The 12502-nt window shown below is 69.5% G+C and carries 16 protein-coding genes and 1 tRNA gene; 8 read left to right on the top strand and 9 right to left on the bottom strand.

Annotated elements, in window-relative coordinates:
* Positions 1-4 precede the first annotated feature (4 nt).
* On the top strand, positions 5-778 hold the full coding sequence (locus AB0I67_RS07430; protein WP_357919137.1) for a MauE/DoxX family redox-associated membrane protein: 774 nt from the start codon (positions 5-7) through the stop codon (positions 776-778).
* An 86-nt stretch (positions 779-864) separates the two neighbouring features.
* On the opposite strand, the gene AB0I67_RS07425 is transcribed toward AB0I67_RS07430, so the two are convergent.
* Entirely contained in the window at positions 865-2046 is a 1182-nt protein-coding gene (locus AB0I67_RS07425; protein WP_357919134.1) for an ATP-binding protein, read from the bottom strand.
* Positions 2047-2285: 239 nt separating this feature from the next.
* On the opposite strand from AB0I67_RS07425, the gene AB0I67_RS07420 reads away from it, so the two are divergent.
* Positions 2286-2753, top strand: coding sequence for a MaoC family dehydratase (locus tag AB0I67_RS07420; protein WP_357919131.1), 468 nt, complete (start codon positions 2286-2288; stop codon positions 2751-2753).
* A gap of 146 nt (positions 2754-2899) precedes the next feature.
* On the opposite strand, the gene AB0I67_RS07415 is transcribed toward AB0I67_RS07420, so the two are convergent.
* Genes AB0I67_RS07415 through AB0I67_RS07400 form a run of 4 tightly spaced genes read right to left on the bottom strand, consistent with a single transcriptional unit; the run spans position 2900 to position 5003 of the window.
* Positions 2900-3040 carry a hypothetical protein gene (locus tag AB0I67_RS07415; RefSeq protein ID WP_357919129.1) on the bottom strand — a complete coding sequence of 47 codons (141 nt, stop codon included), beginning with the start codon at positions 3038-3040 and terminating at the stop codon, positions 2900-2902.
* Positions 3041-3172, bottom strand: a complete 132-nt coding sequence (locus AB0I67_RS07410) for a hypothetical protein (protein ID WP_357919126.1) — start codon at positions 3170-3172, stop codon at positions 3041-3043. It lies immediately after the preceding gene.
* A 41-nt stretch (positions 3173-3213) separates the two neighbouring features.
* Positions 3214-3840 (bottom strand): response regulator transcription factor, encoded by a 627-nt coding sequence (locus AB0I67_RS07405; protein WP_357919123.1) that lies wholly within the window; start codon positions 3838-3840, stop codon positions 3214-3216.
* Positions 3837-5003: a histidine kinase gene (locus AB0I67_RS07400; RefSeq protein ID WP_357919120.1), complete on the bottom strand. Its 1167-nt coding sequence runs from the start codon at positions 5001-5003 to the stop codon at positions 3837-3839. The genes AB0I67_RS07405 and AB0I67_RS07400 overlap by 4 nt, the downstream gene beginning before the upstream one ends.
* Positions 5004-5136: 133 nt before the next feature.
* Here AB0I67_RS07400 and AB0I67_RS07395 point away from each other — a divergent pair, with 133 nt between their 5' ends.
* The 4 genes from AB0I67_RS07395 (at position 5137) to AB0I67_RS07380 (ending at position 6943) form a co-directional block, all read left to right on the top strand.
* Positions 5137-5667 carry a hypothetical protein gene (locus tag AB0I67_RS07395; RefSeq protein ID WP_357919118.1) on the top strand — a complete coding sequence of 177 codons (531 nt, stop codon included), beginning with the start codon at positions 5137-5139 and terminating at the stop codon, positions 5665-5667.
* 57 nt (positions 5668-5724) lie between these two features.
* A tRNA-Arg gene (locus AB0I67_RS07390) sits at positions 5725-5797 on the top strand.
* Between the two features lie 180 nt (positions 5798-5977).
* Positions 5978-6310, top strand: coding sequence for a hypothetical protein (locus AB0I67_RS07385; protein ID WP_357919115.1), 333 nt, complete (start codon positions 5978-5980; stop codon positions 6308-6310).
* 138 nt (positions 6311-6448) lie between these two features.
* Positions 6449-6943, top strand: a complete 495-nt coding sequence (locus tag AB0I67_RS07380) for a hypothetical protein (protein WP_357919112.1) — start codon at positions 6449-6451, stop codon at positions 6941-6943.
* 624 nt (positions 6944-7567) lie between these two features.
* On the opposite strand, the gene AB0I67_RS07375 is transcribed toward AB0I67_RS07380, so the two are convergent.
* The 3 genes from AB0I67_RS07375 to AB0I67_RS07365 all read right to left on the bottom strand — a co-directional run bounded on the left by AB0I67_RS07375 (position 7568) and on the right by AB0I67_RS07365 (position 10388).
* The gene (locus AB0I67_RS07375) at positions 7568-8788 is read right to left on the bottom strand and encodes an FAD-dependent oxidoreductase (protein WP_357919109.1); all 1221 of its coding nucleotides are present in this window, start codon (positions 8786-8788) and stop codon (positions 7568-7570) included.
* Between the two features lie 95 nt (positions 8789-8883).
* Entirely contained in the window at positions 8884-9828 is a 945-nt protein-coding gene (locus tag AB0I67_RS07370) for an RNA polymerase sigma-70 factor (protein ID WP_357919106.1), read from the bottom strand.
* Positions 9829-9860: 32 nt separating this feature from the next.
* Positions 9861-10388 carry a GNAT family protein gene (locus AB0I67_RS07365; protein WP_357919103.1) on the bottom strand — a complete coding sequence of 176 codons (528 nt, stop codon included), beginning with the start codon at positions 10386-10388 and terminating at the stop codon, positions 9861-9863.
* 31 nt (positions 10389-10419) lie between these two features.
* Here AB0I67_RS07365 and AB0I67_RS07360 point away from each other — a divergent pair, with 31 nt between their 5' ends.
* Entirely contained in the window at positions 10420-10659 is a 240-nt protein-coding gene (locus tag AB0I67_RS07360; RefSeq protein ID WP_357919100.1) for a hypothetical protein, read from the top strand.
* Between the two features lie 2 nt (positions 10660-10661).
* Entirely contained in the window at positions 10662-11393 is a 732-nt protein-coding gene (locus AB0I67_RS07355) for an SDR family NAD(P)-dependent oxidoreductase (protein ID WP_357919097.1), read from the top strand.
* Here AB0I67_RS07355 and AB0I67_RS07350 read toward each other — a convergent pair.
* On the bottom strand, positions 11378-12499 hold the full coding sequence (locus AB0I67_RS07350; protein WP_357919094.1) for an ATP-binding protein: 1122 nt from the start codon (positions 12497-12499) through the stop codon (positions 11378-11380). The genes AB0I67_RS07355 and AB0I67_RS07350 overlap by 16 nt on opposite strands.
* Positions 12500-12502: the final 3 nt, after the last annotated feature.

Here is a 12502-nt window from a genome sequence, read left to right as displayed (position 1 = left end):
CAGGGTGCTCGAGTCGCAAGTGCCGATTCTGGTGGTGTTGCTGGTGCTGGGGACCGTGGCCAAGCTCGCCACCGTCCGGGCCGGCGGGGAACCGGGCGCGCTCGCCCGGCTGGGGCCGGCGATGCTCGTGCCGGTACGGCTGCGCGCCGCGGCGCTGCTGGGCTGCGCGGCCGGGGAACTGGTGCTGGCCGCCGGGCTGCTGCTGACCTCGTCGCCGATCTTCCGCTGGATGACGGTGACGTTCTTCGCGCTCTCCGCCTACGTGCTGCTGGAACTGCGGCGCAAGCGGCCGGACGCCGGCTGCGGCTGCTTCGGCGAGGTCAGCTCGGCCCCCGTGGGGCTGCGCTCGATCGGGCGGACGGTCCTGCTGACCGGCATGGCGCTCATGGCGGTCTGGGGCCAGGGGCCCGGCTGGATGACCTTCCGCGAGCCGACGTGGGCGCTGCTCGCTGGGGTGGTACTGCTGGCCGTACTCTCGCCGGAGCTGGAGGAAGCGATCAACCGGCTCCGCTACCGTGCGCCGTGCGAGCAGCGGCCGGCCTCCGCCAGCGTGGCGCTGACCAGGCTGAAGGCGAGCGTGCCGTGGCGCGAGCACGCGGCGACGCTGCTGTCGGCCGAGCCGGAGGACAGCTGGCGGGAGCTGTGCTGGCGGTTCTTCGCCTTCACCGACCACGCGGGACGGCACGTGGTCTTCGCGGTGTATCTGAGCGGTCTGCGGCCTGCCGTACGCGTGGCGGTCGTCAGCCGGGAGTCCATGCCGGAATATACAGCTGTATAGCACTGAGCCTAGACAGCCATAGAGAACGCTCGATTGAACTCTCTACTGGGATCTAGCTTCCCCTCTAGATCCCAGTAGAGAGTGCTCTAGATGGGTTGCGCACGCAGGAACCTGCCGAAATGCGGCACGGTGAAGGCGATCAGTCCCCGCTCTGCGCTGTAGATGAGACCCTTCTTGATCAGGTTGTCGCGGGCCGGCGACAGACTGGACGGCTTGCGCCCCAGCGCGTCGGCCACGTCGGAAGTGGGCACCGGCTCGTCGCCGAGGGTGGCCATGGCGTGCATGTAGTCACGCTCGGCCGGGGTCGCCCGCTCGTAGCGGCTGCCGAAGAAGCCCACGGCGAGCTCCTCCTCGGCCTCGGGAGCGGAGACCTTCACGTCGTCGACGGTGATCGGGCTGCGCGGCGCGAGATCCCACGCGACCTTGCCGTACGCCTGGACGAAGTAGGGGTAACCGTCGGCCGCCTCGTAGAGCGCGTCGAGCGCCTCCTGGGTGAACTCGACGCCCTCCTCGCGGGCGGGCAGGATCAGCGCCAGATCGGCCGCCTCGCGGTCGAGCTTGTCGATCCGGGCATAACGGAACAGGCGCTCGGAGTAGCTCTTGCTGGCCGACAGGACGCTCGGCAGATGCGGCAGGCCCGCGCCGACCACGATCAGCGGGCCGCCGGTCTGGGAGAGCTCGTGGCAGGCCGCGCAGAGCGCCGAGATGTCGGCCGCCTGGACGTCCTGCATCTCGTCGATGAAGAGGGCGATGCCGACGCCCAGGTCGGTCGCCACGCCCGCGGCGTCGACGAAGAGCTCGGTCAGGTCGATCTCGAGATCGCCGGAGTCGGCGCGGCCACGGCTGGCCGGCACGTCGATCCCGGGCGACCAGTGGCTCGTGCCCTTGGCGGCGGACGGGTCGCGCATGGCGAACGCCTTGAGCACGCCGAGGAACTCCTCGATGCGCTCCGGCGCCCGATGCCGGGGGGCGAGCTCACGCACGGCCATGTGCAGCGCGGCGGCCACCGGGCGGCGGATCGACTGCTCGGGGCGAGCCTCGATCTTGCCGGTGCCCCACAGCCGCTGCATGGCCATGGACTTGAAGGTGTTGAGCAGAACGGTCTTGCCGACGCCGCGCAGGCCGGTGACGACCATGCTGCGCTCGGGGCGGCCACGGGCCACCCGCTCCAGCACAACCTCGAACTGCTGCAGTTCGCGATCGCGGCCGGCGAGCTCCGGCGGACGCTGGCCGGCTCCAGGGGCGTAGGGATTGCGCACAGGGTCCACGCTCTCGGACTTTATTGCGGGATATAGCGGCCGTCTTATATTTGGGAAGAAAGCGCTACGGCGTGTCCGAGGACGCGGCGGTGCCAGCAGAGCCATCGAACACACCCCCTCCAACCAGGCCGAACCTCTGTTCGAGTCACTACCCAGAACTGTAGCGCGCCATCGAACACGTGCGCGAGACATTCGAGTAAAGATCTTAGAAACCGCGTCGCGCGCGGACTCCGCTACCGTCTTGAGCCATGCGGACCTTTGCGAACGTGCAGGAACTCAAGGCGGCCGTCGGCGAGACCTTCGGCCCCACGGCGTGGCGCGAGATCACCCAGGAGCGGGTGAACACCTTCGCCGACGCGACCGACGACCACCAGTGGATCCACGTCGATCCCGAGCGCGCCAAGGACGGGCCGTTCGGCGGCACCATCGCGCACGGGTTCCTCACCCTTTCGCTGCTGCCGTCGTTCCTGCCCGAGCTGCTGAGCGTCGGGGAGATCGCGATGATGGTCAACTTCGGGCTCAACAAGGTGCGCTTCCCCAAGCCGGTGCCGGTCGGGTCGCGGGTGCGGGCCAGCGGGGAGCTGGTCGACGTCAAGAACAGCCCTGCGGGGCACCTGGCCACCTTGAAGGTGTCCATCGAGGTGGAGGGCGAGCGGCGGCCGGTCTGTGTCGTGGAGTCGCTGCTGCTGTTCGTCTCGCAGCCGACCACCACCTGACCAGGGGTTCCAGGGTCGGCGGCCAGGAGTAGAGGGACCGGGCTTCTCAGCGGTCAGGAGTAGAGGGGCCGGGCTTCTCGGCGGCCAGGAGAAGAGGGGCCGGGCTTCTCGGCGGCCAGGAGAAGAGGGGCCGGGCTTCTCGGCGGTCAGGAGTAGAGGGCCGGGTTGAGGCCGGTCGCGAAGCCCAGGGTGGCCACGGACAGGACCACCCAGCCGGCGATCAGCCCGATCCCCAGCCCCTTGCGCCGCACCCGCCGGCTGAACAGCAGCCCGCCCCCTCCCCCCAATCAGGCCAGAGCCAGCACCCCCGTGCCGACCATGGCCGGCACGGCGCTGTCGAGCTCACTCCCGACCACCAGCACGACCACCACGGTCACCAGATCGAGCAGCACGAACAGCCCGAACCCGGCGAACGCCATCCCGAGCATCACCCCGGCGCGCCGCCACCGCCCCTCAGCGGCTAAGCCCCCTCCGAGTAGTAGATCGCCGCCTGCACCCGGCTCCGCAGCCCCAGCTTGCCCAGCACCCGGCTGACGTGCGTCTTCGTCGTCGCCTCCGCCATGTCGAGCTCCTTGGCGATCTCCGCGTTCGACATCCCCCTCGCCACGCACGCGAGCACCTCCCGTTCCCTGGGCGTCAACTGGTCGAGCTGGTCGGGCTCCCGCCGTACCGGCTGTTGCGCGAACGCGGTGATCAGCTTGCGCGTCACCGCCGGGGAGATCAGCCCCTCCCCCCGCGCGACCAGCCGCACCGCCTCCACGAGCGCGTCCGCGTCGGTGTTCTTCAGCAGGAACCCCGCCGCACCCGCCCGCAAGGCCCCGAACACATACTCGTCCACATCAAAGGTCGTGAGGATCAGCACATCGGTCACCCCGGCCAGCTCCCGCGTGGCCGAGATCCCGTCCATCCTGGGCATGCGGACGTCCATCAGCACCAGGTCGGGCCGTAGCGCGCGGGCCATCGCCACCGCCTGCTCGCCGTCGGCGGCCTCCCCGACCACCTCGACGTCCTCGGCCCCCTCCAGGATCAGCACGAGACCCGTGCGCACCGCCGCGTGATCGTCGGCGACCAGCACCCTGATCGTCATCGTGCTCCCTCTTCCACCAGGCGTTGCAGCCCGCTCCCGGCCGCCGGCAGGACCGCCCGCACCCGCCATCCACCGTCGTACGGCCCGGCCTCGAACTCCCCGCCGACCAGCAGCGCCCGTTCGCGCATACCGATCAACCCCGTGCCCGATCCGGGCAGGGTGGTACGGCTGTCGCGGACCGGGTTGTCGATCACCAGGGAGACTCGTTCCGTCTCGTAGCCGATCCGGACGCTCACCTGGCCATCGCCGTGTTTGAGCGCGTTCGTCAGAGCCTCCTGCACGATGCGGTATCCCGCCATGTCCACCGAGACCGGGATCTCCCTGGCGTCGCCCTCGACGAGCACCGAGCCCTCCAGGCCCGCCTGCCGTACCCGCTCCAGCAGCCGGGGCGCCTCCTGGAGCCTGGGCCTGGTGACCTCCTCGGAGTCGTCACCGTCCTGGCGCAGCAGGCCGACCATGGCCCGCATCTCGGTCATCCCGCGCAGGCTGTTCTCGCGGACCGACTCCATGATCTTCCGGACGGTCGCGGCATCGAGGTCCTTGCGCGACAAAGCCGCCGAGGACTGGATGGCGATCGCGCTGAAATGGTTGGCGATCATGTCGTGCAGCTCGCGGGCCATGCGTCTTCGTTCGGCGCTGATCGCCACCTGGCGGTCGAGCTCGGCCAGGTGCACGATCTCCTCGGCCCGGGCCCGCTCGGCCCGCGCCAGGTCGCGCTGCTGGCGCAGCACCATCGCCGTGGTCACCGGCGTGACCAGCAGCAGGGCGGTCTGCACGCCCACCAGGGCCAGCATCCGCCAGTCGCCGCTCAGGAACACCGCCACCGCGCCCGCCAGCACCGCCAGCGAGCTCGTCACGCCCAGCATCCAGCGGGCCAGCCTGGGCGGGCCGTACAGCACCCCCGCATATAGGTTGTCCGTGAAGACCAGCGCGGTCGCCAGCGACGGCCCCAGGAACACCGAGTCGAACGTCAGCGCCGCGATGCCCAGCGTCATCGCGGTCACCGGACTCAGGCGCCTGATCAGCACGCCGACGCACGTCACCGCCAGCGGGCCGAGCATCCACCAGTCGGACACGCCGTCGCGCGGGATGGACGCGCCACCCGCGATCAGCACGCAGCCCACCGCGAAGCACCCCAGCGCGTACAGGGCTTCACGTCTCATTCCCCTATGACATCACCCCACGCGGGCCGTCTGCTCCCGCGCAAGGCCAACCTGTGGATACACCGAAGGTTGTACACAGGGTTTCGTCATCGGCGAGGAGGATCGCGCCCCCGGCGTCCGGAAGACTTGGGGCATGGTCATCGCCGTCATCGTCGCCTGCGAGATCGGCTTCTGGCTGCTTCTCGCCCTGGGCCTCGCCTGCCGCTACCTGTGGAAGCGCCGCACGCTCAGCAACGTCCTGCTGATCAGTACGCCCGTGCTCGACCTGGTCCTGCTCGCCGCCGCCGTCGTCGACATGCGCTCCGGCGCCCCTTTCGACCTCCGGCACGGCCTGGCCGCGGCGTACATCGCCTACTCGGTCGTCTTCGGGCACCAGACCATCCGCTGGGTGGACGCCCGGGTCAACCACCGCTACGCCGGCGGCCCGCCCCCTCCCCCGCCCCTCACCGGCGCCGCCCGCATCCGCGCCGAGTGGATCGGCTGGGCCCGCATCGTGCTGGCCTATGCCATCGCGTGTGGCGTTCTGGTGCTTCTGGGCTGGTTGGCCGGGTCCTCGGCGGGAATCATGGAGTTCGCGCTCGGGCTGTCCCGGGTGCCGATCATCGCGCTCATCTGGCCGGTCAGCCACATGATCTGGCCCAAGAAGGCACCGGTTGAGCAGTAGTCCGGGATTCTGGTTCGAGGCATCGCCTCGGACCCGCTATGATTACTTACAGAGCGAGCAGCCGTAGCTCAATGGATAGAGCATCTGACTACGGATCAGAAGGTTGGGGTTTCGAGTACCTCCGGCTGCACTGCAGGTCAAAGGCCCACCCCGTACGACGGGGTGGGCCTTTTTTGGTGTCCGTACAGCAGCGGAATACAGCAGCGGAACGGAGCGCTTCGGCGCGAACAAGCGGGTCCAGCAGAGGGGGCGAGGCGGGGTGAGTCGCTTCCTGAGCTTTTGGGCTTGGAAAGATCGACACTACGTCGGGTTGGCCGAACTGCTCGCGTCGCTGGGCAGTGCGGTGGAAGGCCACCTGTGGCGGGTCATCGCCGAGGAATGGTCCGCCTCCTCCACCGGTGAGGCGATCGCCAGCCTGGACGAGGATCAGCTCGTGTCGACAGCGCACCTGATCAACTTGTTCCCTGACGGCTCTCAGCTCATCTGGGGCGGGTTGGTGGGCTATCCCCAGGGCTCACCTACGGCGGACATCAAGATTCGGGCGTTCGACAGCACCAGCTGGGATGTGCAGTCGAACGACCCTGATGTGTGGGAGACGATCCTCCGGCTCCATCCAAGCGCCCAGGATCTAACCGAGTGGTGATCTAAGAAGACAAGCTCTCCAGGATGCGCGTCCTGGAGGGCTGGTATTGGTCTGTGGTCATCCGCCTTTCGGCCCCGCCTCTCTCCTCGAGAGGCGGGCGGGGCTTCCGTCTTGCCCCAGAGCTTGCACTGCGGCAGCATGATCGTTCGGGCGAAGGAGGGGCAGATGACGCCAAATCGCAAACTGCTCATCTTCGGCTTTGTGCTCACGTTGTTCGTCTATGCAGTGCCGCTGTATGCGGGGTGGTGGTTCCTTCTTCGGCATGACGTGGAGTACGTAGACACGGACATCCTTCCCGAATTACGGGCGGTCGGTCGGGTCGTCCATGAGTACAGCGTGGAAGCCCACGAGTGGGAGAACGACTACGTTGAAATCGTGACCCTCGTGGTCCACATCGATAAGGCGGGCGAAGACGTCGCGAAGGAAGCTGTCTCGCGTCTAGGGCGAAGCGGCTGGAGCGTCTGGGAGTGGTCCGGCCAGGAGATCGACCTGCGATCGTCCAAGTGGCCCAGGGCCATCGTCACGGTGGATGGCCCTGGATCGTCCGAGTACACAGATCGGGATCTGCAAGAGGCCGCGAGCACCGCAGGTCTGCCGATAGAGGAGTTGGCAGCGATCACCATTCAGGAGTGATGCACCGCATGGGACCGCGGCTGGTGCTGACCGAGGTCGGCTTGTGCGTACTCGACTGACCCGATGGACGTGAGAGCCTCTGTTCTCCTCCGGGAGGGCGGGAGCTTCTCTGCGTCCAGGCCGACCGGCCGCCGCGCCGTCTGGCCACGGAGCCTGACGAGGGACTCCGCGAGCGTCTCGACCGCCCCTGCCTGGGGCGCGGGCGTCGTCGGATGGATCTCCTGGGGCGGCCAGCCGGTCGGCCCAGGCAGGTATGGCTGCACGTTGTCGGCGTAGCCGTACACCCGCGCGGCTCGTGGCTATGCAGGGTGAATCGGGCAGCAACTCGATAACCGAGCTGATGGTTCGCAGGCCTCAGCCCAGCAACCTTGCCGGGAAGGTCGTAGGAGGCCGCCACTTTTGAACGATCCCGGTTGACACCGGCAATCGCGCGACACGAGTTGCTGGGCACTTGCTTGAGCCGCGCTGCGAGGAGTCTTCACCCGCGGTCTCGGCATGCTGACCCCTGGCAGCGTGGAAGGTCGGGGTTTCGAGTACCTCCGGCTGCACACGTGCGAGAAGGCCCGTCACCAGAGCACATCTGGGGCGGGCCTTCCTCGTTTCCCGGGGTCGGCCGCGAGGCGCTCAGGCGAGGGCCTGGGCGGGTGTCGTCGCCCGCGGCTGGACGTGGCGGCGGCGGGTGGGGAGGCCGAGGGTGGGGTTGGCGACGGCCCAGGCGGCGGACTTGCAGACGACCTCCTTGTAGAGGGCCGCGAGCCGTCCGGTCAGTACGGCCTGCACCGCGCGGTCGTCGGCGGTGACGTACTGGATCAGGCCCTCCCTACGGCCCAGGGAGATGCACTGGTTGAAGTAGCGGATGGTGGTCTTGGGGATCGGAGCGCCGGTCAGGCGGGCGGCGATGGCGTCGGCGGCCTGCCAGGCGGTGGGGGTGCCCGAGGCGCAGGACATGCGCAGGGGCTTGTCGCCGGGGCCCATCACCAGGGCGGCGTCGCCGACGGCGTAGACGTCGGGGTGGGAGGTCGAGCGCATGGTCGCGTCGACGGCGATCTGGCCGGTGCCGGAGGTGTCCAGGGTGGTGGCCAGCGCGATGGGGTGGACGGCGAAGCCGGTGGCCCAGACAGTGACGGCGGCGGGGATGCGCCGACCGGCACCGGTGACGGCGTGGGCGGAACCTCCCGTGACGGGCTCGGCGGCCGTGACGAGGTGGTCGGGCTCGACGGCGGTGACGGCCGTGTGGTCGTGGACGGTGATGCCGAGCTTGGCGACCACGCGCGCCAGGTGGGCGCGGCCCTTCGGGGAGAGCCAGCCGCCCAGGGCGTCACGGGCGACGATCGCGACGTCGAGGTCGGGCCGGGCCTCGGCGATCTCGGTCGCGGCCTCCAGCCCGGTGAGGCCGCCACCGACGACGACCACGCTCTGACCTGGCGCGAGGCCGGCCAGGCGGTCACGCAGGCGCAGAGCGCCGGGACGGCTCGCGAGCTCGTAGGCGTGCTCATGCGTCCCCGGCACGCCCTGGGCGTTCCAGCCACTGCCAAGGGCGTAGACCAACGTGTCGTAGGCCAGCTCGTCGGCGCCGTCGCTCAGCGTGACGGTCTTGCGGTCGACGTCCAGCCCGGCCACCCGGGCGATCCGCACCTCGACCCCGGTGCCGGCGAACATCTCGCGGAACGGCCGGGTCTTGAGCTTCTGGCCGGCGGCCACCTGGTGCATGCGGACCCGCTCCACGAAGTCGGGCTCGGCGTTGACGAGGGTGATGGAGACGTCCTCGCGGTACAGCCGCCTGGCGAGGCGGCCGGCGGCGCTGGCTCCGGCGTATCCGGCTCCGAGAACGACGATGCGGTGCATGTCCTGGCTCCTGTCGAGAAGGCGTCTGTGCCCCTTGAACCGGGCAGCTCGCCGTTTCCTGACAGGAGCCGGATGTGAACCACGTCACACCACGCTCAGAAGGCCTTGAACAGGGGTTCTCCATGCTCGCTGGCCGCCCACTGCGCGGTGGCGCGCTCAAGCTTGTCCGGATTGACCTGGTTGCGGAAGGCGGCGATGCCGTCCTCGGTGACCTCCAGGCACATCACGCCCACGACCCGCCCGTCCAGGACGGCTATCGCGGCCGGGCCGCCGTTGGCCGTCCAGGCGTACACGTCTGGGCTGCCGCCGACCAGCGCCCGCTTGGCCTCGGCCGGCTTGAACAGCCCCCACAGGAACTTGGCCACCGCGACCGCGCCCTGGAAGGCCTTGGCCCGGGCCGGGATCTTGCCGCCGCCGTCGCCGATCGCGATGGCGTCCCCGGTGAGCAGCCGGACCAGCGGCTCGGTCTGGCCGCTGGAGGCGGCGGCCAGGAACTCCTCGACGATCCGGCGCGCGGTCGCCTCGTCCACCTCGGTGCGCGCCCTGCCCTCCGCGACGTGCTTCTTGGCACGATGGAAGATCTGCTGGCTGGCCGCCTCGCTGAGGTCGAGGATCTCGGCGATCTCCCGGTGGGAGTAGTCGAAGGCCTCGCGCAGCACGTAGACCGCCCGTTCGTTGGGCGACAGCCGTTCGAGGAGGGTGAGCACCGCGTACGAGACGGACTCACGTTGTTCGGCGGTGTCGGCCGGGCCGAGCATGGGGTCGCCGGCGAGGAGCGGTTCGGGGAGCCACTCGCCGACGTAGGTCTCGCGGCGGGCGCGGGCGGAGGTGAGCTGGTTGAGGCACAGGTTGGTGAGCACCTTCGTCAGCCACGCCTCGGGCACCTCGATGCGCTCGACGTCCACGGCCTGCCAGCGCAGGAACGTCTCCTGCACCGCGTCCTCGGCCTCGGTGGCCGAGCCGAGCAGGCGGTAGGCGATGGCCTCCAGGCGCGGCCGGGAGGCTTCGAACCGGTCGACGTCCAGCATGCTCAGGGCCATGGTCAGATCCTAGGTCGCCGTGGGGTGGACCTCTATGGGTGCTGGGCCAGCCGGGAGTACATGTACATGTCCTTGCGCTCGCCGCCGATCTCCATCCAGCTCCGTAGCAGGCCTTCGCGCTCGTATCCGGCTCGTTCCGCGGCTTTCCACGAGCCGATGTTCCAGGGCTCGACCTGCAATTCCAGCCGGGCCACCGGGAGTTCCGTGAGGCCCCAGCGGGAAAGGGCGTCCAGCGCGGCGACCACGATGCCTTTTCCCCGGGCGGAGGGCGCGATCCAATATCCGACCGACGCGCGTTCGTGGGGGCCGGGCCAGAGGCCCATCTGGCCGACCGCGTGACCGGCCACCGCGATGGCGAAGGAATAGCCGACGCCTTCTTCGGCCCGTTGCCATTGCCGCCGCAGGAATGCCTCGGCTTCCGCCTCGGTGAACTCCGCGGGCACGCTGGAGATCAACGGGATGTACGGGTCTCGCGACGCTTCGCGAACGACCTCGACATCGTCCAGCCGCCAGGGACGGAGCACGAAACCCGGCGCGACGCCGATCTCAGGGACTTCCATTCCGCCATGATCCCGGATTCAGTGGACGTTCATGACCTCCCTTCGACGCGTCCCCTTTGATGTGGCCTCCCATGTACGGCATGCGCAGAGCAGAGCGTGTCTCGTCGGCGCGCACATCGCGGCCCTGCCGTACGAGGAGCAGCAGTATCACGCGCTGATGAACGAGAACGGAGTCCTGGAGGAGCCGCCGGCCGCGGTCGGGGCGGCGATCCGGGCCGCCATCTTGACCGATTCCACGCCCTCGGGAGAAGACGCGGCGGGAATGCCGTGAGGATGGAGTTCACGAACAAGGCCGCGCTGGTGACCGGCGCCGCCTCGGGAATCGGGCGGGCCGTCGCGGAAACGCTGGCGAAACGGGGCGCCCGCGTGGTGCTGGCCGACTACAACCTGGAAGGCGCCCAGGAGGCGGCCACGGCCATTCTGGAATCGGGTGGCTCCGCCGACGCGGTCATGCTGGACGTGACCGATCCTGAAGCGGCCGAGAACGCGGTGCGAAAGACGCTGGACACCTATGGCCAGCTCGATCTGGCGGTGAACAACGCCGGCATCTCCGGGACAAGCGCGCCGATCGGCGAGTATCCGGTGGACGAATGGCGGCGCGTGCTCGCCACCAATCTGGACGGCGTCTTCTATTGCCTGCGCGCCGAACTCAGGGTGATGTCCGCGGGCGCGGCGGTGGTGAACATGGCCTCGATTCTCGGCCAGGTAGGTTTCGCCGGGGCCTCGGCCTATGTGGCGGCCAAACACGGCGTGGTCGGGTTGACGCAGAATGCCGCGCTGGAATACGCGGCCCAGGGCATCCGGGTCAACGCCGTCGGCCCGGGATTCATCGAGACGCCGCTGATCTCGCAGGTCGACGCCGAGCTGCTGGTGCCGCTGCACCCACAGGGGCGGCTCGGCCGGTCGGAGGAGGTGGCCGAGCTGGTGGCGTTCCTGCTGTCGGACCGGGCCTCGTTCGTCAACGGCAGCTACCACGCGGTGGACGGCGGCTACCTGTCCCGCTGAAACCGCACGGACACCACCAGGCCACCGCCGGGGTTGGGGACGGCCGAAACCTCGGCGTCGTGCGCTCGCGCGATGGAGGCCACGATGGACAACCCCAGGCCCACCCCTTCGGCCGAGCGGGTCCGCGAGTGCAGCCGCCGGAAGGGCTCGAACAGCTCGCCCACCCGCTCCTCGGGCACCTCGGGCCCGGTGTTCCGTACGACGAGCAGGCCGTCGGCGAACAGGCAGACCTGCACGGTGCCGCCGGGGTGGTTGTGCCGGATCGCGTTCTGGAGCACGTTGGCGACGAGCCGGGTCAGCAACACCGAATCGCCCCGCACCCGGACCGGCTCCACGTCGACCACCATCGTGCGGTCGCCGGCGTCCAGTTCCCCTGCCGCTTGCCGTACCAGCTCGTCGAGATCCACCGGCTCGCGCACGTCCAGCCCGCGTTCGCTCTGCGCGAGCAGGAGCAGGCCGTCGATCAGCCGCTCGCTGCGCACGGAGGCGTCGAGCAATTGCCCGCGCACCTGCACAAGCTGTTCGGGGCTCGGGTCGGTCAGCCCGATCTCGATCGCCGCCCGCTGGATGGCGAGCGGCGTGCGCAGCTCGTGCGATGCGTTCGCGACGAACCGGCTCTGGCTGTCCACCGCGCGCTCCAGCCGGGCGAGCATGTCGTCGAAGGTGTCGGCGAGGTCTTTCAGCTCGTCGCGCGGGCCGTCCAGGGCGATGCGTTCGTGCAGGTTGGACAGGGACAGGCGTTGCGCGGTGGCGGTGATGCGGTGCAGCGGGCGGAGCAGGCGGCCGGCGACGACCCAGCCGATGCCCAGGGAGACGACGCCCAGGACGGCGATCACGATCACGGTGACGTCCCACTGGTAGGCCAGCACCTGGCCGGGCAGGTCGCCGAGCCGGCGGCGGGCCTCGGGGTCCTGGATCCACTCGGTGTCGCTCATCGCGTCGGCGGGGGCCTTGGGCGGCTCCGGCGGCTCGAACATCGCCACCTCGCTCTTCAGGGCGGCGCCGAGCAGGAGGTTCACCACGACGAGCAGGATCGTGGCGGTGACCACGAAGAGCCCGGCGTAGACGACCGTCAGCCGCACCCGGACCGGCTGCCGCCTCACCACCTA

This window comes from Nonomuraea sp. NPDC050310, from assembly GCF_040655795.1.
Classification (GTDB): Bacteria; Actinomycetota; Actinomycetes; order Streptosporangiales; family Streptosporangiaceae; genus Nonomuraea.
Note: the sequence above shows the minus strand (reverse complement) of the source record. Positions and strands in the feature narration are given on the sequence as shown.